The sequence below is a fragment of the Pseudomonas nicosulfuronedens genome (assembly GCF_005877905.1).
GTDB classification, from domain to species: Bacteria; Pseudomonadota; Gammaproteobacteria; order Pseudomonadales; family Pseudomonadaceae; genus Pseudomonas; species Pseudomonas nicosulfuronedens.
This window is the reverse complement of record NZ_SWDV01000004.1, coordinates 181,907-200,207: the sequence shown is the minus strand read 5'-3', so window position 1 is coordinate 200,207 and position 18,301 is coordinate 181,907. Positions and strand designations below refer to the sequence as shown.

21 protein-coding genes are annotated in these 18,301 nt (G+C 65.7%); 15 read left to right on the top strand and 6 right to left on the bottom strand.

From position 1 onward, the window contains the following. The first annotated feature begins 57 nt into the window (after positions 1 to 57). Positions 58 to 615 (top strand): AAA family ATPase, encoded by a 558-nt coding sequence (locus tag FAS41_RS06280; protein WP_138520746.1) that lies wholly within the window; start codon positions 58 to 60, stop codon positions 613 to 615. On the opposite strand, the gene FAS41_RS06275 is transcribed toward FAS41_RS06280, so the two are convergent. Both FAS41_RS06275 and dcd read right to left on the bottom strand, forming a co-directional pair. Beyond that, positions 589 to 1,179 carry a hypothetical protein gene (locus FAS41_RS06275; RefSeq protein WP_138520745.1) on the bottom strand — a complete coding sequence of 197 codons (591 nt, stop codon included), beginning with the start codon at positions 1,177 to 1,179 and terminating at the stop codon, positions 589 to 591. The genes FAS41_RS06280 and FAS41_RS06275 overlap by 27 nt on opposite strands. A gap of 27 nt (positions 1,180 to 1,206) precedes the next feature. Beyond that, complete coding sequence (gene dcd, locus FAS41_RS06270; RefSeq protein ID WP_017521037.1) at positions 1,207 to 1,773, bottom strand: dCTP deaminase; 567 nt, start codon at positions 1,771 to 1,773, stop codon at positions 1,207 to 1,209. Between the two features lie 145 nt (positions 1,774 to 1,918). Between dcd and FAS41_RS06265 the strand changes: the two genes are divergently transcribed. Continuing rightward, positions 1,919 to 2,413, top strand: coding sequence for a rod shape-determining protein (locus tag FAS41_RS06265; protein WP_138520744.1), 495 nt, complete (start codon positions 1,919 to 1,921; stop codon positions 2,411 to 2,413). A 4-nt stretch (positions 2,414 to 2,417) separates the two neighbouring features. Here FAS41_RS06265 and FAS41_RS06260 read toward each other — a convergent pair whose 3' ends face one another. Further along, positions 2,418 to 3,032 (bottom strand): hypothetical protein, encoded by a 615-nt coding sequence (locus FAS41_RS06260; RefSeq protein ID WP_138520743.1) that lies wholly within the window; start codon positions 3,030 to 3,032, stop codon positions 2,418 to 2,420. Between the two features lie 15 nt (positions 3,033 to 3,047). After that, the gene (apbC, locus tag FAS41_RS06255; RefSeq protein WP_138520742.1) at positions 3,048 to 4,142 is read right to left on the bottom strand and encodes an iron-sulfur cluster carrier protein ApbC; all 1,095 of its coding nucleotides are present in this window, start codon (positions 4,140 to 4,142) and stop codon (positions 3,048 to 3,050) included. Between the two features lie 289 nt (positions 4,143 to 4,431). Between apbC and metG the strand changes: the two genes are divergently transcribed. From metG to FAS41_RS06230, 5 genes are read left to right on the top strand one after another with little or no spacing between them, the layout of a single operon-like run. Further along, the gene (gene metG, locus FAS41_RS06250; RefSeq protein ID WP_138520741.1) at positions 4,432 to 6,468 is read left to right on the top strand and encodes a methionine--tRNA ligase; all 2,037 of its coding nucleotides are present in this window, start codon (positions 4,432 to 4,434) and stop codon (positions 6,466 to 6,468) included. Between the two features lie 35 nt (positions 6,469 to 6,503). Next, a complete protein-coding gene (locus FAS41_RS06245; protein WP_425048988.1) occupies positions 6,504 to 7,301 on the top strand; it encodes a DUF4349 domain-containing protein in 798 nt (265 codons plus the stop codon). Next, complete coding sequence (locus FAS41_RS06240; RefSeq protein WP_138520739.1) at positions 7,298 to 7,627, top strand: hypothetical protein; 330 nt, start codon at positions 7,298 to 7,300, stop codon at positions 7,625 to 7,627. Before FAS41_RS06245 ends, FAS41_RS06240 begins: the two co-directional genes overlap by 4 nt. Beyond that, complete coding sequence (locus FAS41_RS06235; protein ID WP_138520738.1) at positions 7,627 to 8,742, top strand: glutathionylspermidine synthase family protein; 1,116 nt, start codon at positions 7,627 to 7,629, stop codon at positions 8,740 to 8,742. Before FAS41_RS06240 ends, FAS41_RS06235 begins: the two co-directional genes overlap by 1 nt. A gap of 10 nt (positions 8,743 to 8,752) precedes the next feature. Continuing rightward, positions 8,753 to 9,151, top strand: a complete 399-nt coding sequence (locus FAS41_RS06230; RefSeq protein WP_138520737.1) for a DUF350 domain-containing protein — start codon at positions 8,753 to 8,755, stop codon at positions 9,149 to 9,151. Here FAS41_RS06230 and FAS41_RS06225 read toward each other — a convergent pair. Next, positions 9,145 to 9,675, bottom strand: a complete 531-nt coding sequence (locus FAS41_RS06225) for a hypothetical protein (protein WP_138520736.1) — start codon at positions 9,673 to 9,675, stop codon at positions 9,145 to 9,147. The genes FAS41_RS06230 and FAS41_RS06225 overlap by 7 nt on opposite strands. Positions 9,676 to 9,883: 208 nt before the next feature. Between FAS41_RS06225 and rsxA the strand changes: the two genes are divergently transcribed. The 8 genes from rsxA (at position 9,884) to FAS41_RS06185 (ending at position 16,640) form a co-directional block, all read left to right on the top strand. Continuing rightward, positions 9,884 to 10,468, top strand: coding sequence for an electron transport complex subunit RsxA (gene rsxA, locus FAS41_RS06220; RefSeq protein ID WP_138520735.1), 585 nt, complete (start codon positions 9,884 to 9,886; stop codon positions 10,466 to 10,468). Further along, entirely contained in the window at positions 10,465 to 11,019 is a 555-nt protein-coding gene (rsxB, locus tag FAS41_RS06215) for an electron transport complex subunit RsxB (RefSeq protein WP_138520734.1), read from the top strand. The genes rsxA and rsxB overlap by 4 nt, the downstream gene beginning before the upstream one ends. Next, the gene (rsxC, locus tag FAS41_RS06210; protein ID WP_138520733.1) at positions 11,016 to 13,337 is read left to right on the top strand and encodes an electron transport complex subunit RsxC; all 2,322 of its coding nucleotides are present in this window, start codon (positions 11,016 to 11,018) and stop codon (positions 13,335 to 13,337) included. The genes rsxB and rsxC overlap by 4 nt, the downstream gene beginning before the upstream one ends. Continuing rightward, positions 13,337 to 14,377 carry an RnfABCDGE type electron transport complex subunit D gene (locus FAS41_RS06205; protein WP_138520732.1) on the top strand — a complete coding sequence of 347 codons (1,041 nt, stop codon included), beginning with the start codon at positions 13,337 to 13,339 and terminating at the stop codon, positions 14,375 to 14,377. The genes rsxC and FAS41_RS06205 overlap by 1 nt, the downstream gene beginning before the upstream one ends. After that, positions 14,374 to 15,009, top strand: a complete 636-nt coding sequence (rsxG, locus tag FAS41_RS06200) for an electron transport complex subunit RsxG (protein ID WP_138520731.1) — start codon at positions 14,374 to 14,376, stop codon at positions 15,007 to 15,009. Before FAS41_RS06205 ends, rsxG begins: the two co-directional genes overlap by 4 nt. Continuing rightward, positions 15,002 to 15,715: an electron transport complex subunit E gene (locus FAS41_RS06195; protein WP_138520730.1), complete on the top strand. Its 714-nt coding sequence runs from the start codon at positions 15,002 to 15,004 to the stop codon at positions 15,713 to 15,715. The genes rsxG and FAS41_RS06195 overlap by 8 nt, the downstream gene beginning before the upstream one ends. Then, positions 15,712 to 16,350: an endonuclease III gene (gene nth / locus FAS41_RS06190; RefSeq protein ID WP_037016056.1), complete on the top strand. Its 639-nt coding sequence runs from the start codon at positions 15,712 to 15,714 to the stop codon at positions 16,348 to 16,350. Before FAS41_RS06195 ends, nth begins: the two co-directional genes overlap by 4 nt. A 107-nt stretch (positions 16,351 to 16,457) precedes the next feature. Beyond that, positions 16,458 to 16,640, top strand: a complete 183-nt coding sequence (locus FAS41_RS06185) for a PA3496 family putative envelope integrity protein (protein WP_017521020.1) — start codon at positions 16,458 to 16,460, stop codon at positions 16,638 to 16,640. A 164-nt stretch (positions 16,641 to 16,804) separates the two neighbouring features. On the opposite strand, the gene ppnN is transcribed toward FAS41_RS06185, so the two are convergent. Then, entirely contained in the window at positions 16,805 to 18,199 is a 1,395-nt protein-coding gene (gene ppnN / locus FAS41_RS06180) for a nucleotide 5'-monophosphate nucleosidase PpnN (protein ID WP_138520729.1), read from the bottom strand. Positions 18,200 to 18,301: the final 102 nt, after the last annotated feature.

Sequence of the window (18,301 nt, the reverse complement as noted above, 5' to 3'; positions counted from 1 at the left end):
TCGCACCCCTTCCCCGGCCGGTACTCCCTCGCATCCTTTCCTACAGGAGTCATCGCCATGTCCGAATCCCTTATCGTCATCACTGGCGGCCCAGGCGCCGGCAAGAGCACTTTGCTCGACCGTCTGCACCGGCATCACGGCCTGAACGTCGTCGAGGAAGGCGGCCGCGCCATCATCCGCGAGCAACTGGCCTGTGCCGGCGATGCACTGCCCTGGGCAAACCGGGAGGCCTTCTGCCAGGCGATGTTCGACCACGCGCGGACGACCCGCGAGCGAGCGCTCGAAGCAGGAGGGCTGTGGCTGTTCGATCGCGGCCTACCGGACGTGCTGGGCTACGCGCGGCTCTGTGGCCTGTCGATTCCCGAACCCCTGGAAACCGCTGTCCAGGAGCTGCGCTACAGGCGGACCGTGTTCCTGGCACCGGCGTGGGAGGCCATCTACCGCAACGACGCCGAACGCCGGCAGGACTTCAGCGAAGCGCAGCTAACGGCGGCAGCCATGGCCGAGGTGTACGAGGGGTTGGGGTATCACATCGTGCAATTACCGCTCGCAGGTCTGGAGGAGCGAGCGGCCTTCGTGCTGGAAGTCCTAGGGACGGCCCATCACGCCCATTGAAGCCGCGGCGGCCGGTGGCTCGGGAATGCTCACGCTGAGTGACACCACGACCTGACGGCTCTCGCCGCGAATGCCGTAGTCGTCGGAGTTTCCATAGCCGCCCCAGATATCGCTGCCGTTACGCACCCGGACATCGGAAAGCTCGTCACCGTCGCCATCCAGGGTGTTGAACCACTCCCCCGTGGCACCACGCTCCTGGCCCAGATGCAGTTGGCCGTCGACGGCGAAAGTCAGCGGGTCCTTGCCAGGCTCGACCTGATCCAGCCAGCCAAGGAACAGCGAGGGTGTGAACTGGCTGTGCAACCAGCAGCGAACCTGCGTGAGACGCTGGCCCTTGAACACCAGCAGGGTGGAGTTACCGTAGAGCAGGCCCTGCTCGCCACCGCGCATCGGCAGGCGCGCAGTGGGCTCGCCGAGACGCTCGACGAATTGGTTCAGGGGAGCGTTCGACGGCAGGCCAAGCACTTCGCCACCCGGGGTGACGTTGAGTTCGGCTGCCGCCAGTTGGCCGCTGGCGCCCAGCCACAGGGCGCAAAGCAGGCCCCGCAGTCCTTGCGAGGTCATGTCCGTTTTCTCTTGATTAAGGCTCGATCACGCCTTGGGCAGGGTAACGCCGGTCTGGCCCTGGTACTTGCCGCCGCGATCGCGGTAGGACACTTCGCAGGCTTCGTCCGACTGCAGGAACAGCATCTGCGCCACGCCTTCGTGGGCGTAGATTTTCGCCGGCAGGTTGGTGGTGTTGGAGAACTCCAGGGTCACGTGGCCTTCCCACTCCGGTTCCAGCGGGGTGACGTTGACGATGATGCCGCAGCGCGCGTAGGTGCTCTTGCCCAGGCAGATGGTCAGCACGTCGCGCGGGATGCGGAAGTACTCGACGGTGCGGGCCAGGGCGAAGGAGTTCGGCGGGATGATGCAGACGTCGCTGTTGATATCCACGAAGCTCTTCTCGTCGAAGTTCTTCGGATCGACCACCGCCGAGTGGATGTTGGTGAATACCTTGAATTCGGCGGCGCAGCGTACGTCGTAGCCGTAGCTGGAAACACCGTAGGAAATCACCCGGCTGTCATCGGCACCACGAATCTGGCGCTCGACGAACGGCTCGATCATGCCGTGTTCCTGAGCCATGCGGCGAATCCACTTGTCCGATTTGATGCTCATGGCGGGTGTCCTGTGCGGCGGTTGAAAAAAGAAGGCGAATCTTACCGGGCGTCACAATTTCCGGCAAAGGGTGCGGCCGGATGGTCGACGCTCGAGCGTGGATTTACGTACCCTGCGGCGCATCGACTCATGGAAGAGCCCGCACATGCTTGATCATTTTTCGTCCACCCTGTACCTGAAGCTCTCCCGCCAGTGGATCAGCGGCGTGGCGCTGCCGTCCGGCGAAGCATTCGGCGAACCACCCCTGCTGGCCCTGCGCTACGAGGATGGCAAGCCAAGAGTCCTGGCGGCCGGCGAGGCCGCCCAGCAACTGCGAGGCCAGGAGGGCATCGAGATCGTCAACGGCTTCGATCATCCCCGCTCCCTGCTGGCCAATTTCTCTTTCGCCGAGATGACCCTGAAGTTGCTGGTCGGCCGACTCGCGCCCAAGTCTCTGCTCAAGGCCGCGCCGGTGTTGATCCTGCACCCTCAGGAGCTACTTGAAGGTGGCCTGACGCAAGTGGAAGTCCGGGGGCTGTACGAGCTCTGCCGCGGGGCCGGGGCGCGCAAGGTCCGACTCTGGACAGGACGCGAGCTCACACTGGACGAATTACGCAGCGGTCAGTTCCCTGTCGGTGCCGGGACGGAATGGTTTCCATGAACCTTCAGGGCAGCCAGTCCGTGCGCAGCTTGCGCCGGTCCACCGAGAAACGCAGCCAGTCTTCGGCGTAGCCGTCGGCACAATCGCACTCGGCACCCGGCACGGCCTCGCGCACCAGGCGCAGGTCGACACCTTGCGGCGACTGGCGCAGCACCAGGCTGGCGGTTTTCAGCAGGCCTTCCACTGCACCGGGGTCGCCCAGGCGCTTGTCCACCACCTGCAAGGTGACGAGGTCCAGCAGCAGTACATCCACCACCGGCAGGCCGGGGCGGTTGTCGCGCACCACAAGCAGCAGGCCGAGGCCGTTGCCCATGTCCAGTAGCGGCACTGGGTCGCAGGCACTGATCGGACGACCGAGCGGGCCGGTGGCGTGGTAGAGGGCTGGCGGCAGTGGCAGGGTCAGGCGGGAGCCGTCGGCCCGGCGCGCCTGCACAACCATGTCATCGTCGAAGGCATCGCCCGAGGCAGAACGGAAGTCCAGGGTCACCGGCTGTCCGTCTATCACGCACTGCGCCTGCCAGTTGGCGGAATCCTCGTCGGCGCCCCAGGCCACCGAGCCGGTGAGGCCCAGGCACGCGGCCAGCAGCCAGCCGACGGCGCGTTTCGCATCCTTGCGCATGGCAGTCCCTGCGGATCAGTCGTCGCTGATGGAGATGTTCGGCATGTCCGGCGCGGCCTTCTCGCTCAGGGCGATGCGGGCGCCGACGCAGCGGGCCATGTCCTGGTAGATCATCGCCAGCTGGCTTTCCGGGTCGGCGATCACGGTGGGCTTGCCCCCGTCGGCCTGCATGCGGATGGCCATGGACAGCGGCATCGAGGCCAGCAGTTCGACGCCGTACTGCGCGGCGAGCTTCTCGCCACCGCCTTCACCGAACAGGTGTTCGGCGTGGCCGCAGTTGGAGCAGATGTGCACGGCCATGTTCTCGACCACGCCCAGCACCGGGATGTTGACCTTGCGGAACATCTCTACGCCTTTCCTGGCATCGAGCAGCGCGAGGTCCTGCGGCGTCGTGACGATCACCGAGCCCGCCACCGGGACTTTCTGCGCCAGGGTCAGCTGGATATCGCCGGTGCCCGGCGGCATGTCGATGACCAGGTAATCCAGGTCGTTCCAGGCGGTCTGGGTGATCAGCTGCAGCAACGCGCCGGAAACCATCGGGCCGCGCCAGACCACCGGGGTGTTGTCGTCGGTGAGGAAGGCCATCGACATGACTTCCACGCCGTGGGCCTCCAGCGGGATGAACCACTTCTGGTCGCGGATCTTCGGCCGGGTGCCTTCGGGGATACCGAACATGATGCCCTGGCTCGGGCCATAGATATCGGCGTCCAGGATGCCGACCTTGGCACCCTCGCGGGCCAGCGCCAGCGCGAGGTTGGCGGCGGTAGTGGACTTGCCCACGCCGCCCTTGCCGGACGCTACGGCGATGATGTTCTTGACGTTGCTCATACCCGGCACCTGGGCCTGGGCCTTGTGCGCGGCGATGTGGGTTTCCACCTTGACCTGGGCCGAGTCGACGCCGTCCAGCGCTTCCAGGGCCATCTGCACGGTCTGCGCCAAGCCGTTCTTGAACAGGCCAGCGGCGTAGCCCAGCTCCAGAGTCAGCGAGATGCGCCCGCCCTGGATGTCCAGCTCGCGCAGGTAGCCGGCTTCCAGCAGGTTCTGGCCGGTGTGGGGGTCGTTGATCTGGCGGAGGACGGCCTCCACCGTGGCACGGGTAACGGCGCTCATGGGTACTCCCGATGAAAGACTGAGCAGAATAGGCGGGCATCTTACGCCTCTCGCCGCCGCCTTGCTCGGGATCATCAGGGGTAGGCGGGGTTCGCGAGCACGCTCGCTCCTACAGCCCAGGCTCGTGCGAGGCTGCTTTTCGTAGGAGCGAGCTTGCTCGCGAACAGCCCGAGCGCCTGATGCTCAAAGGTGAATCAGCCCTTACAGCCAAGCGGACCACGGATGAAAATTTCGCCCCGCCCCTATATAGTTGCCGATTCCCTCGTTTTAACCGGAACGGCCGATCATCATGTCCGAAGCCCGCAAGATCCTCGTCACCAGCGCCCTGCCCTACGCCAATGGTTCGATCCACCTCGGTCACATGCTGGAGTACATCCAGACCGACATCTGGGTTCGCTTCCAGAAGATGCGTGGCAACCAGGCGGTGTACGTGTGCGCGGACGATGCCCACGGCTCGGCCATCATGCTGCGCGCCGAACGCGAAGGCATCACCTCCGAGCAACTGATCGACGGTGTTCGCGCCGAACACATGGGCGATTTCGCCGACTTCCTGGTGGAGTTCGACAACTATCATTCGACCCACTCGGAAGAGAACCGCGAGCTGTCCTCGGCCATCTACCTGAAGCTGCGCGACGCCGGCCACATCGCCACCCGTCCGGTGACCCAGTACTTCGACCCGGAAAAGCAGATGTTCCTGGCCGACCGCTTCATCAAGGGTACCTGCCCCAAGTGCGGCACCGCCGACCAGTACGGCGACAACTGCGAAGCCTGCGGCGCGACCTACGCACCGACCGAGCTGAAGGACCCGAAATCGGCGATCTCCGGCGCCACCCCGGTGCTCAAGGAGTCGCTGCACTACTTCTTCAAGCTGCCTGACTTCCAGGCCATGCTGCAGCAGTGGACCCGCAGCGGCGCCCTTCAGGAGTCGGTGGCCAACAAGCTCTCCGAGTGGCTGGATTCCGGCCTGCAGGAGTGGGACATCTCCCGCGACGCCCCCTACTTCGGCTTCGAGATTCCCGACGCGCCGGGCAAGTACTTCTACGTCTGGCTGGACGCGCCGATCGGCTACATGGCCAGCTTCAAGAACCTCTGCGCGCGCCGTCCGGAGCTGGACTTCGACGCCTACTGGAAGCAGGGTTCCGACGCCGAGCTGTACCACTTCATCGGCAAGGACATCGTCAACTTCCACGCACTGTTCTGGCCGGCCATGCTCGAAGGCGCCGGCTACCGCAAGCCGACCGCGCTGAACGTGCACGGCTACCTGACCGTCAACGGCCAGAAGATGTCCAAGTCGCGCGGGACCTTCGTCAAGGCGCGCACCTACCTGGACCACCTGGACCCGGAATACCTGCGCTACTACTACGCCTCCAAACTGGGCCGCGGCGTGGACGACCTCGACCTGAACCTCGAGGACTTCGTACAGAAGGTCAACTCCGACCTGGTCGGCAAGGTGGTCAACATCGCCAGCCGTTGCGCCGGCTTCATCCACAAGGGCAACAACGGCCTGCTGGTGGACGCCAACCCCGCGCCGGAACTGGCTCAGGCCTTCCAGGCCGCCGCACCGAGCATCGCCGCTGCCTACGAAGCCCGTGACTTCGGCCGCGCCATGCGCGAGATCATGGCCCTGGCCGACCAGGCCAACGCCTGGATCGCCGACAAGGCGCCGTGGGCCCTGAACAAGCAGGAAGGCAAGCAGGACGAGGTCCAGGCCATCTGCGCCCTGGGCGTCAACCTGTTCCGCCAGCTGGTGATCTTCCTGAAACCGGTGCTGCCGAAGCTCGCCGAAGCTGCCGAAGCCTTCCTCAACGTCGCCCCGCTGAAATGGGCCGACCACGAACAACTGCTGGCCAACCACCAGCTGAACCCGTTCAACCCGCTGATGACCCGTATCGAGCCTGCGAAAATCGAAGCCATGATCGAAGCCTCCAAGGAAGACCTCCTCGCCAGCGCTCCGAAACCCACCGGCAACGGTGAGCTGACCAAGGACCCGCTGGCCGCGGAAATCAACTTCGACGCCTTCGCCGCCGTCGACCTGCGCATCGCGCTGATCGAGAAGTGCGAGTTCGTCGAGGGTGCCGACAAGCTGCTGCGCCTGTCCCTGGACATCGGCGACGAGAAGCGCAACGTATTCTCCGGCATCAAGAGCGCCTACCCGGACCCGAGCAAGCTCGAAGGCCGCCTGACCCTCTACGTGGCCAACCTCGCCCCGCGCAAGATGAAGTTCGGCGTATCCGAAGGCATGGTCCTGGCTGCCGGCCCCGGCGGTGAAGAAATCTACCTGCTGAGCCCCGACAGCGGTGCCAAGCCGGGTCAGCGCGTCAAGTAAGACGCCCCGTCACGGCAAGGAGGCCATCGATGAAACTGAAGTACTGGGCAGCGCTCGTCCTGAGCGCCGCCCTCGCCGGCTGCGGCGCTCCCTCGGAGCACGTCGCCGGCTCCGGCGCCGCGTTCCAGGGGGAGGCGGCGAAAGCCGGTTCCTTCCTCGCCTATGAACACCAGGTCGGCATCCGCCTGGCCAGCGAGCGCATCGACGCTCAACTGGCCGCCTCGCGCGATGCCTGCACTCAGGACCGCTTCGGCTCCTGCGAGCTGATCGCCATCGAGCAGAGCGGCGACAGTCAGATGCGCAATGCGCACCTCGTCGTGCGCATCGTCCCCGAAGGCGTGGAGAAACTCGTCACCCTCGCAGCCGTTGGCGGGCAGCTGCAAAGCCGCCGCACCCAGGCCGAAGACCTCGCCCAGGCCGTCAGCGACAACCAGCAGCTGCGCGACCGGCTGGAGCGCGAGTACCAGACCCTGCAGAGTTTCCAGGGCCGCAAGGACATGAGCGTCAGCGACCTGCTGGCCCTGGCCAAGGCCACCGCCGAGGTCGAGCAGCAACTGCAGGCCGCTCGCCAGGATTCCGCCCAGCAACAGCGGCGCATCTCCACCAACCTGCTGACCCTGGACTTCTCCAGCGAATACCAGCCCACCGGCCGCTGGTCGCGCATCGGCAAGGCCTTTGGCAACTCGCTCGACGAACTCACCGACGGCACCGTCAACGCCATCCAGGTGGCCGCCTTCGGCTTGCCGCTGCTGGTCGTGCTGCTCATCGCCGGCCTGATCCTGCGCTGGCTGTGGCGCAAACTCGGAACCCGGCGCTCCGCGAAACCCGCATGAAGAAATCCAATATCGTCTTCACCACCCTGCTCACCGGCGGGGTGCTCTACAGCGTGCTGCACCACGACCCGGTGTACCGCGACCTTTACGCCAACCGCGAAGACTGCCTGAAGGACTGGGGCAACACGCCCAATGCCTGCGAGCCGGAGTCCACCAGCAGCAGCGGCGGCAGCTACATCGGCAGCAGCTCCGGGCGCTATCGCGGGCCGAGCTACGAAGACGGTTCGCGACCGAAGACCGCGCAGACCTACCAGGTGCAATCGCGCCAGCTGGTCACCCGTGGCGGATTCGGCCACTCCGGCGCGCGTTTCTCCGGAGGCGGCTGATGCGTCGCCTGGCCATGACGCCGCGCGCCGACTGGCGCGAACGCTGCGAGGCGGTCGGTTTCACCTTCCACAGCATCGACGGCCTGTACTGGGACGAATCGGTGGCCTACGAATTCAGCCTCGAACAGATCGAGACGCTGGAGGCCGCCAGCGAAGACCTGCACCAGCGCTACCTGGATTGCGTGGAATGGGTGATCCGCACCGACCACTTCGAGCCCTTCCAGCTGCCAGCGGGTGCCCGCGAAGAAATCATCCGTTCCTGGAACCGCGAGGACCCGAGTCTCTACGGCCGCTTCGACTTCGCCTGGACCGGCGAGGGCCAGCCAAAGATGCTCGAGTACAACGCCGACACCCCCACCGGCCTGCTGGAGGCCAGCGTGGTGCAGTGGCAGTGGCTGAACGACGTGAACCCGGCTGCCGACCAGTTCAACTCGCTGCACGAGAAGCTGATCGCGCGCTGGAGAGCCATCGCCCCGGACGGACTGCTGCATTTCACCGCCATCGAAGGCCATGAGGAAGACACCGGTAACGCCCTCTACCTGCTCGATACCGCGCACCAGGCCGGGCTGCCCACGCGCTACCTGCCGCTGGAATTCATTGGCCACCACGCCGGGCGCGGCACCTTCATCGACCAGTACGAGCAGGACATCCGCCACTGCTTCAAGCTCTACCCCTGGGAATGGCTGTTGCAGGACAGCTTCGCCGAGCACCTGGAGCGCAGCGCCATCCGCTTCCTGGAGCCGGCCTGGAAGCTGCTGATGTCGAGCAAAGCCATGCTGCCGATCCTCTGGAAGCTCAACCCGGACCACCCCAACCTGTTGCCGGCCAGCTACCACCAGGACATCCCCGGCGCGTACGTGCGCAAGCCGCTGTATTCCCGCGAGGGCGAGAACATCCGCATCGTCGCCGGCGACCTGCGGCTGGAAAGCGACGGCCCCCATGCCAACGCCCCCTGCATCTACCAGGGCTACGCACCGCTGGCCAACCACGAAGGCAACTACGCGGTGCTCGGCTGCTGGGTGATCGACGGCCAGGCCGCCGGCCTGGGCATCCGCGAGGACGCCAGCGCCATCACCCGCGACAGCAGCCGCTTCGTCCCCCACTATTTCGTCTGAAGGATCCGCCATGAACCTGCTGCAGACCCTGCCCAACTTCCTCGCCTACTTCGCTTCGGCCATCGGCCTGTTCGGCCTGTTCACCAGCCTCTACATCCGCCTGACGCCTTACGCGGAAATCCAGCTGATCCGCCAGGGCAACCTCAGCGCCGCCGTGGCGCTGGTCGGCACCCTGCTGGGCTTCGCCCTGCCGCTGGCCAGTGCCATCGCCCACAGCGTCAGCCTGGGCGACATGCTGATCTGGGGCGTGATCGCCATGCTGGTGCAGGTACTGGTGTTCCTCGGCCTGTCGCGCCTGGTGCCGGAGCTCAAGGGCGGCATCGAAAGCAACACCCTGGCCCACGGCGTTTTCCTGGGCGGGGCCTCGCTGTGCGTGGGGCTGCTCAACGCCGCCTGCATGACCTACTGAGCGTCCTCGCAATCGACGTCGCCACCGCCCAGGTGCTCGAAGCCTTCCAGGTAGAGACACGAAGCATCCGACGCACAATCCTGCAGCGAGGCGTTGCTCAGATTATCCCGCGAGGTGGGGTCTTCCAGGCTCACCTGGGGAAAGATGTCGGCCACCTCCTCCGCGGTCATGATCCCGCTGAAGGTGACGTTGACCGATTGCAGACGGCCGTACTCCCAGTCCAGGTCAACCGCCGCGATGCGCGGATCAAGCTGGCGCACCAATGCTTCGGGCAACTGCGGGCCGGCATAGCTGAGGTCGGTGTTATGGCAGGCGTCACCCCAGTTGCTCAGCTTCCTGCTGGCGGCGCAGCTGAACTGCGCATCGGCGTGCCCCGTGCGTTGCTCCAGCAGGCAGGCAAAGTCGGCGACATTCATGCGCGGCCAACTGACCAGGTCATCGGTGGTGATGGGTGCGGCCGAAGCCAGGCCACTGGTGACCAGCAGGCAAAGGGCAGTGAAGCGTCCGGGCAGGGTTTTGCGCATCGCGACTTCCGTGAGGGGAACCGATCAGGTTCGGCAGCCGCCGATATTCCTCCCACCGCCCCTGGCACCGCAACTGATTTCGGGGAGGTACAATTACCTACTTCGCCTCCTGTATCAGACCTATGCCCCTTCGCCGCCATCACCCCGCTGACCATCGGCCTCCGAGCATGATCCACCGCTCCTCGCGCCCGGCTGCGAGTACCCGGCCATGACCGAACTCGCCGTGATCCTGGTCAGCGCCATCCTGGTCAATAACTTCGTACTGGTGCAGTTCCTCGGCATCTGTCCGTTCATGGCCGTGTCGCGCAAGATCGAGACCGCGCTGGCGCTGGCCCTGGCGACCACCTTCGTGCTGACCCTCGCCTCGGCGTTGAGCTACATCCTGCAGCGTTACGTGCTGCAACCACTGGACGTGGAGTTCCTGCGCACCATCGGCTTCATCCTGGTGATCGCCCTGGTGGTGCAATTCACCGAACTGCTGGTGAGGCAGACCAGCCCGCTACTGGCCCGCACACTGGGCATCTTCCTGCCGCTGATCACCACTAACTGCATCGTGCTGGGCGTGGCGCTGCTCAACGCCCGCAAGGCCGAATTCGGCTTCCTGCAATCCACCTTCCAGGGCTTCGGCGCCGGGCTGGGCTTCACCCTGGTGCTGGTGCTTTTCGCCGCCCTGCGCGAACGCATCGCCATCGCCGACGTGCCCAAGCCGTTCCGCGGCGCGGCCATCGGCATGATCACCGCCGGGTTGATGTCCCTGGCGTTCATGGGCTTCAGCGGACTGCTCAAGCCATGATCGCGGCGCTGCTGATCCTTTTTGTTTGCCTCGCCGGCACCGTGGCTCTACGCCAGGTTTCGGCGCGAGTGAAAGTCGCGGGTGAACCCATCGCCAGGCAGATCAACGACCTGCTGCCGCAGACTCAATGCGGCCAGTGCGGCTACGCCGGCTGCAGGCCCTACGCCCAGGCCATCGCCGAAGGCGACGCGATCAACAAATGCCCGCCCGGCGGTACCGCGACCATCGCCGCCCTCGCCGAGCTGCTGGACGTCGACCCCCTACCGCTGGACGCCGCCGAAGCGACACCGCTACGCGTGGCCTACATCCGCGAGGCCGAGTGCATCGGCTGCACCAAGTGCATCCGCGCCTGCCCGGTGGACGCCATCGTCGGCGCGGCCAAGCTGATGCACACGGTGATAGTCGACGAATGCACCGGCTGCGACCTGTGCCTGGAACCCTGCCCGGTGGACTGCATCGAGATGCGCGACCTCCCGGTGCGCGTCACCGATTGGAAATGGCCGCTGCCGCAGGATCGTCTGATCCGGACCGACCGGGAGCAGGCGGCATGAACGCGCAGGTCGGGAGCTTTCCCGGTGGTCTGAGCCTGCCGGCCAACAAGCAGCAATCCACTGCCCTGCCAATCCAGCAGCCGACACTGCCACGCCGCCTGGTGCTGCCGTTGCAACAGCACATCGGCGCGCCCGCCGTGCCCTGCGTCGTTATCGGCCAGCGCGTTCTCAAGGGCCAACTGATCGCCGAGACCGGCGGCGCCATCGGCAGCACGCTGCACGCACCGACTTCCGGCACCGTGGTCGAGCTGAGTGAGCAACCTTATCCACACAGCTCCGGCCTGTCGGCGCCCGCCATTGTCATCGACAGCGACGGCGCGGAGGAATGGGGCGAGCTCCTGGCTGAGCCCGAGTATGCGTCCCTCTCCGCAGTCGACCTGCTGGAGCGCATTCGCCGGGCGGGTATTGCCGGCCTCGGCGGCGCCGGCTTCCCCACTGCCGCCAAGCTGGCCTCCCGCGCGCAGGACGATCTGCACACGCTGATCATCAACGGTGCCGAGTGCGAGCCGTACATCAGCGCCGACGATCTGCTGATGCGCGAGCGCGCCGCCGAACTGGTGGAAGGCATCGAGGTGCTGATGCACATCCTCCAGCCGCAGCAGGTACTGCTAGGCATCGAGGACGACAAGCCCGAGGCCATCGCTGCCGTGCAGGCCGCCATCGGCGAACGAGCGATCCGCCTGCAACCGATCCCGACCCGCTATCCGTCCGGCGGCGAGCGCCAGCTGATCCAGGTTCTCACCGGCCGCGAAGTACCCTCCGGCGGGCTGCCGGCGGACATCGGCATGCTCTGCGTGAACGTCGGCACCGCCGTCGCCGTGGCCGACGCCGTGCTGCGCGGGCGGCCGCTGATCTCCCGCATCACCACCCTGACCGGCGCCGCACTGGCGCGCCCGTGCAACGTCGAAGCGCTGATCGGTACGCCCGTCGGCGAGCTGCTGGACTTCGCCGGCCTTGACCGTGCCAAGCTGGACCGCCTGCTCCTCGGCGGCCCGCTGATGGGCGACAGCCTGCCGTCGCTGGACGTGCCGCTGATCAAGACCGCCAACTGCCTGCTGGCCGCCACGAGCGAAGAGCTGCCGGCGCCAGAGCAGGCGTTGCCCTGCATCCGCTGCGGCGATTGCGCGAGGGTCTGCCCTGCCAGCCTGTTGCCCCAGCAGCTGTACTTCTTTGCCGAAGACCACGACCAGCTGATTGCGCACAACCTGTTCGACTGCATCGAGTGCGGCGCCTGCGCCTACGTCTGTCCGTCGAGCATTCCGCTGGTGCAGTATTACCGTGCGTCCAAGGCCGATATCCGGGAGCTGGAACAACGCCAGCTGAAAGCCGAACAATGGCGCCTGCGCTTCGAGCACCGCCAGGAGCGTCTGCGCCGGGACGAAGAACAACGCTCCGCAGACCGCCTGGCCCGCCAGGAGCGTGCGGCACGCGTGCAGGAAGACCAGCCCGAAGCCGAAACGCCCTCCGCGCCAGCCGCGCAGTCGGTGATCGAGCGGGTCAAGGCCGAGAAATCCGTGGGCAATGCGCCCGACCAGCTCAAGCGCCTGAAGATCGAGGCGAGCATGGCCCAGGTCGCGCTGAAGAAAGCCGAGAAGCAACTGACCGCCCACGACACCGAACAGCTGCGCACCCAGGTCGCCGAACTGCGCATCGCCGCCGAAGTGGCGAAAGCCGCGCTGGCGACTGCCGAAATGCAAAGTGCCAGCACGGAGCCGGCCCCCACTGCCGTTTCCGCCACGGGCGAAGCGGCGCTGAAAAAAGCCAGGATCGAGGCTGCGATGGCCCGGGCGCAGCTGAAGAAGTCCGAGAAAGCCTTCGGCGAATCACCCAACGACGAGCAGCGCGCGGCCCTTGCCTCCTTGCGCGCAGACGTCGAACGCATCGAGCGCCAACTCAACCCGTTGCAGGGGAACGCCATGCCGACCGACCCGAAAACCGAGCAGCCTGTCGACGGTGTTCTCGCCCTGCGCCAGGCCAAGCTGGCCTACATCACCCAGCGCGATGCCCTGCGCGCCGCTGAGCGCGAAGGTGCCTCCGCCGAAGCGCTGGAAGCGATCCGCCAGACGCTCAGCGCCGCAGAGGCTGCCCTGCACGCTGCCGAGGACGCCAGCGGCAAAGCGCCGCCAGACCTCGTGCGAACCGACAAGCGCCCGATCACCGATGCCCTGCGCGCCGCCAAGACCGAACTGGCCTACGCCCGAGCCGACCTGAAGAAGCTCGAACGCGAAGACGCCGACGATCAGGCCCTGGCCACGGCCCGCGAGCGCCTGCACGCGGCGGAACGTGCCGTTGCCGATGCCAGTGGGGAGGCCCCTTGATGAAGCTGCCACGCATCAGCTCGCCCCACGCCACCGGCACGAACCGCACGCAGAGAGTCATGCTAACCCTGCTGGCCGCTTGCGCTCCAGGCGCGTTGGTGCTGATCGGCCTGTATGGCGTCGGCACGCTGTTCAATCTGTTCTGGTGCAGCCTCCTCGCTCTCTCCACCGAAGCGCTGATGCTCAAGCTGCGCGACCGCCCGGTGACGTTTTTCCTCAAGGACGGAAGCGCACTGGTCACCGCCGTTCTGCTCGCCCTCGCCCTGCCGCCCTACTCGCCCTGGTGGTTGAGCGCAGTCGCCACGGTGTTCGCGCTGATCTTCGGCAAGCACCTGTATGGCGGCCTCGGGCAGAACCCGTTCAACCCGGCGATGGTCGGCTACGCGGTGGTGCTGGTGTCCTTCCCGCAGCTGATGAGTCAGTGGCCGGCACCGGACAGTGCGCTGGGGTTCGGCGAAGGCCTGCGGCAGATAGCCGGTTTCGCCAGCCAGAGCCCGGACGCCTGGGTTGGCGCCACGGCACTGGACGTGGTGCGCAACAACCACAGCCTGACCATGGAAGAACTGCTGGCGCAGTCGCCTGCCTTCGGCAGCATCGGCGGGCGCGGCGTGGAGCTGGTCAACCTGGCCTTCCTCGCCGGCGGGCTGTTCCTGCTCTGGCGCAAGCTGTTCACCTGGCACGCGCCGGTAGGCATGCTCGGCGGGCTGTTCGTCATGAGCCTGCTGTTCTGGAACGGTAGTGGCTCCGATTCCCACGGCTCGCCCCTGCTGCACCTGTTCAGCGGGGCGACCATGCTCGGCGCCTTCTTCATCGTCACCGACCCGGTTTCCGGCGCCACCAGCAACCGCGGCCGGCTGCTGTTCGGCATCGGCGTCGGCGTGCTCACCTATGTGATCCGCGCCTGGGGCGGCTACCCGGACGGCCTGGCCTTCGCCGTGCTGCTGATGAACCTCGCCGCGCCGACCCTCGACTACTTCACTCGACCGCGAACCTATGGGCACAAGAAGCCAGAGCGAGGCTTCAAGGCGGGTGATCGATGAACCGCGAGCTGCTCAAGAGCATCCTGGCGCTAGGCCTGGTCGCGCTGATCGCCACTGGCGTGGTGGCGACCGTTCACCAATTCACCGTCCAGCGCATCGACACCGCACAGCGCGATTTTCGAGGCCGTTCAGTGCTGGAGCTGCTGCCCAAGGCCAGCTATGACAATCATCCGCTGGAAACCGAAGTCGGCGCTTTCGATCCCAAACTGCTGGGCCGCGACGAGCCAGCACCTGCCTACATTGCCCGACTGCAGGGCCAGACCACGGCAGTGATCCTCCAGCCCATCGCGCGGGATGGTTACGGCGGCTCGATCCAGCTGCTGGTGGGCGTGACCGCGCAAGGCCGGCTGCTCGGTGTGCGAGTCGTGGCACACCACGAGACACCCGGCCAGGGCGACCGTATCGAACTGGGCAAGAGCGACTGGCTGCACGGCTTCGACGGCCGCTCGCTGAACGACCCGGCCGACGCCGGCTGGAAGGTGAAGAAGGACGGCGGCCAGTTCGACCAGTTTGCCGGCGCCACCGTCACCCCGCGCGCGGTGGTCAAGGCCACGCACCTGGCACTGCAGTACTTCGATGCACACAAGGCCGAGCTGCTCGCCCCTGCTGCTTCGGGAGTCCAGCATGAATAATCCCGGCTACCGCGAAATCGCCCTGCAAGGCCTTTGGAAGAACAACCCCGGCCTGGTGCAGTTGCTCGGCCTCTGTCCGCTGCTGGGCACCAGCAGCTCCATGGTCAATGCCCTCGGCCTGGGGCTGGCGACGGTCTTCGTGCTGGTCTGCTCCAGCGTCATCGTGTCGCTGATCCGCGGCACACTCAGCGAGGCCGTGCGCCTGCCGGCCTTCCTGCTGGTCATTGCCACCCTGACCACCTGCGCCGAGCTGCTGATGCAGGCGTGGCGCTATGAGCTGTACGAGGTGCTGGGCATCTTCGTGCCACTGATCACCATCAACTGCATGATCCTCGGCCGTGCCCAGTCCTTCGCCTCGACCAACAACGTGGCGCGCTCGGCCTTCGACGGACTGATGATGGGGCTGGGCTTCGCCCTGGTCCTGCTGACCATAGGCACCCTGCGCGAACTGCTCGGCCATGGCACCCTGCTGGCCGGCATGGACCTGTTGTTCGGCCCTGCCGCCGCCGACTGGGAACTGCAGATTCCCGGCTACCAGGGCCTGCTGCTGGCCGTACTGCCGCCCGGCGCCTTCCTGGTGCTGGGCCTGCTGATTGCACTGAAGAACCGTATTGATGAAAGCCTGGCGGGCCGCGCCAAGGCGCAGGCGGGCGACGTACCCGCAACTGAGCGCCAACGCGTCCGCGTGACCGGAGTGATCGAATGAATGCCGCCAAGCGCGCGGAGATTTTCCGCCGACTGAAAGAAGACAACCCCAACCCCGAAACCGAACTGGCCTACAGCTCACCCTTCGAGCTACTCATCGCGGTACTGCTCTCCGCCCAGGCCACCGACGTCGGGGTGAACAAGGCCACCGCCAAGCTCTACCCGGTGGCCAATACCCCGGAGGCGATCTATGCCCTCGGTGTGGAAGGCCTGTCGGAGTACATCAAGACCATCGGCCTGTACAACAGCAAGGCGAAGAACACCATCGAGACCTGCCGCATCCTCATCGAGAAGCACGGCGGCCAGGTGCCGGAAAACCGCGAAGATCTCGAGGCGCTGCCGGGCGTGGGCCGCAAGACTGCCAACGTGGTCCTCAACACGGCTTTCCGACAGCCGGCGATGGCGGTGGACACCCACATCTTCCGCGTCTCCAACCGCACCAATATCGCGCCGGGGCGCAATGTGCTGGAGGTGGAGCGCAAGCTGCTCAAGTTCGTGCCCAAGGAATACCTGCTGGATGCGCACCACTGGCTGATCCTGCATGGGCGCTACGTCTGCAAGGCTCGCAAGCCACAGTGCGGCAGCTGCCGAATCGAGGACCTGTGCGAGTACAAGCACAAGACTTCGGACGATTGAGCGTTATGGGAAAATTCCTTCAGGCCGATTGAAAAAATCTTTTTTACCGCTTACGCCTTTGTCGATATAAGGGGCGCCAACACACCCCGTGTTGTGGAGTGCACCGAATGGCAAACGACAAAGAAGACCTCGAACTCGAGGACGATGTCAGCACTGACGACAGCGATGACGGCGCAGAAGCCACGGCAGAGGTCGCCAAGACCAACCTGACCAAGCGCCGCATCATCGACAATTACCTGGAAGAGCGTCGCCTGCAGCGCCAACTGTCTGACTACGATTTCGATCTGTAAGCCTTCTCCTGAATGTAAGTCCTGTACGTAAAGCCCGCATGAAAAAGCCCCGCATCCTGGCGGGGCTTTTTGTTTTGCGCTCTTCGTAGGAGCGAGCTTGCTCGCGAACACTTCCCGGCGACTCCGATGCTGTGCGGTTCGCGAGCAAGCTCGCTCCTACAAAGTCATACTGCCGCCACGCCGGCTCGCTGCACAACCCGGTAGCACGGCTCGTAAGCCGCTCCACCCGGCAGCTTCATCCGGTGCTGCTCGACGAAGGCCTGCAGCAGCGCATCCAGCGGTTCCATGATGGCCGCGTCGCCGTGGATCTCGTACGGGCCGAACTCCTCGATCATGCGGATGCCGCGGTCCTTCACGTTGCCGGCGACAATACCGGAGAAGGCCCGGCGCAGGTTCGCCGCCAGCTCGTGGGGCGGCACGTCGCGGCCCAGGTCCAGGCCGGCCATGTTCTCGTGGGTCGGTTCGAACGGGCGCTGGAAGCCCTCGTCGATCTTCAGCAGCCAGTTGAAATGGTAGGCGTCGTTGCGATCGCGGCGGAACTGCTTGACCTGCTTGAGCCCGGAACTCATTTCGCGCGCTACTTCCGCCGGGTCGTCGATGATGATGCGGTAGCGCTTCTGCGCCGCCTCGCCCAGGGTCGCACCGACGAAGGCATGCAGCTGTTCGATGTAGGCCGCCGCACTGCGCGGGCCGGTGAGCACCAGAGGGAACGGCATGTCCTGGTTCTCCGGGTGCATGAGGATGCCCAACAGGTAGAGGAACTCCTCCGCCGTGCCGACACCGCCGGGGAACACGATGATGCCATGGCCGACGCGGACGAAGGCCTCCAGGCGCTTCTCGATGTCCGGCAGGATCACCAGTTCGTTGACGATGGGATTCGGCGCCTCGGCGGCGATGATCCCCGGCTCGGTCAGGCCGATATAGCGGCCGTCGGTGATGCGCTGCTTGGCGTGACCGATGGTCGCGCCCTTCATCGGGCCCTTCATCACGCCCGGACCGCAGCCGGTGCACACATCGAGGCTGCGCAGGCCCAGCTCGTGGCCGACCTTCTTGGTGTACTTGTACTCGTTGGTGCTGATCGAGTGGCCGCCCCAGCACACGACGATCTTCGGCTCCACGCCGGCGTGCAGGGCGCGAGCGTTGCGCAGCAGGTGGAAGACGTAGTCGGTGATACCGGCCGAGCTGTCGAGGCCGAAACGCCGGCTGTTCAGGGCGTTCTGGGTGTAGACGATGTCGCGCAGGGCGCTGAAGAGCATTTCGCGGGTGCTGGCGATCATCTCGCCATCGACGAAGGCGTCGGCCGGCGCGTTGAACAGTTCCAGGCGCACGCCACGGTCCTGCTGGTGGATTTCCAGTTCGAAGTCGCGATAGGCGTCGAGGATGTGCTTGGCGTTATCGATCTGCGTGCCGGTGTTGAGGATGGCCAGGGCACACTGGCGGAAGAGTTTGTAGGTGCTGCCAGAGCCCGCTTCGCTGAGCTGGTGGACTTCACGTTGGGAGAGGGTTTCGAGGCTGCCCTTGGGGCTGACCGAGGCATTGTTTACCGGTCTTGGGGACATGCTGTATTCCTTGACGAAGGAAGCCGGGCGCCGTGGCGCGGGCCTTCCGATAAATCGATGCGGCCGTCCATTCGACCGTCACTGCCGGGGGCGTCGCGGCGG

What these genes read in the sequence shown, in the direction of transcription:
- FAS41_RS06280 (WP_138520746.1), top strand. Translation starts at nt 58, where the DNA reads ATGTCCGAATCCCTTATCGTCATCACTGGCGGCCCAGGCGCCGGCAAG.
- FAS41_RS06275 (WP_138520745.1), bottom strand. Translation starts at nt 1,179, where the DNA reads ATGACCTCGCAAGGACTGCGGGGCCTGCTTTGCGCCCTGTGGCTGGGC.
- dcd (WP_017521037.1), bottom strand. Translation starts at nt 1,773, where the DNA reads ATGAGCATCAAATCGGACAAGTGGATTCGCCGCATGGCTCAGGAACAC.
- FAS41_RS06260 (WP_138520743.1), bottom strand. Translation starts at nt 3,032, where the DNA reads ATGCGCAAGGATGCGAAACGCGCCGTCGGCTGGCTGCTGGCCGCGTGC.
- rsxA (WP_138520735.1), top strand. Translation starts at nt 9,884, where the DNA reads ATGACCGAACTCGCCGTGATCCTGGTCAGCGCCATCCTGGTCAATAAC.
- metG (WP_138520741.1), top strand. Translation starts at nt 4,432, where the DNA reads ATGTCCGAAGCCCGCAAGATCCTCGTCACCAGCGCCCTGCCCTACGCC.
- FAS41_RS06225 (WP_138520736.1), bottom strand. Translation starts at nt 9,675, where the DNA reads ATGCGCAAAACCCTGCCCGGACGCTTCACTGCCCTTTGCCTGCTGGTC.
- nth (WP_037016056.1), top strand. Translation starts at nt 15,712, where the DNA reads ATGAATGCCGCCAAGCGCGCGGAGATTTTCCGCCGACTGAAAGAAGAC.
- rsxG (WP_138520731.1), top strand. Translation starts at nt 14,374, where the DNA reads ATGAACCGCGAGCTGCTCAAGAGCATCCTGGCGCTAGGCCTGGTCGCG.
- apbC (WP_138520742.1), bottom strand. Translation starts at nt 4,142, where the DNA reads ATGAGCGCCGTTACCCGTGCCACGGTGGAGGCCGTCCTCCGCCAGATC.
- ppnN (WP_138520729.1), bottom strand. Translation starts at nt 18,199, where the DNA reads ATGTCCCCAAGACCGGTAAACAATGCCTCGGTCAGCCCCAAGGGCAGC.
- FAS41_RS06205 (WP_138520732.1), top strand. Translation starts at nt 13,337, where the DNA reads ATGAAGCTGCCACGCATCAGCTCGCCCCACGCCACCGGCACGAACCGC.
- FAS41_RS06195 (WP_138520730.1), top strand. Translation starts at nt 15,002, where the DNA reads ATGAATAATCCCGGCTACCGCGAAATCGCCCTGCAAGGCCTTTGGAAG.
- FAS41_RS06265 (WP_138520744.1), top strand. Translation starts at nt 1,919, where the DNA reads ATGCTTGATCATTTTTCGTCCACCCTGTACCTGAAGCTCTCCCGCCAG.
- rsxB (WP_138520734.1), top strand. Translation starts at nt 10,465, where the DNA reads ATGATCGCGGCGCTGCTGATCCTTTTTGTTTGCCTCGCCGGCACCGTG.
- FAS41_RS06235 (WP_138520738.1), top strand. Translation starts at nt 7,627, where the DNA reads ATGCGTCGCCTGGCCATGACGCCGCGCGCCGACTGGCGCGAACGCTGC.
- FAS41_RS06230 (WP_138520737.1), top strand. Translation starts at nt 8,753, where the DNA reads ATGAACCTGCTGCAGACCCTGCCCAACTTCCTCGCCTACTTCGCTTCG.
- FAS41_RS06240 (WP_138520739.1), top strand. Translation starts at nt 7,298, where the DNA reads ATGAAGAAATCCAATATCGTCTTCACCACCCTGCTCACCGGCGGGGTG.
- FAS41_RS06185 (WP_017521020.1), top strand. Translation starts at nt 16,458, where the DNA reads ATGGCAAACGACAAAGAAGACCTCGAACTCGAGGACGATGTCAGCACT.
- rsxC (WP_138520733.1), top strand. Translation starts at nt 11,016, where the DNA reads ATGAACGCGCAGGTCGGGAGCTTTCCCGGTGGTCTGAGCCTGCCGGCC.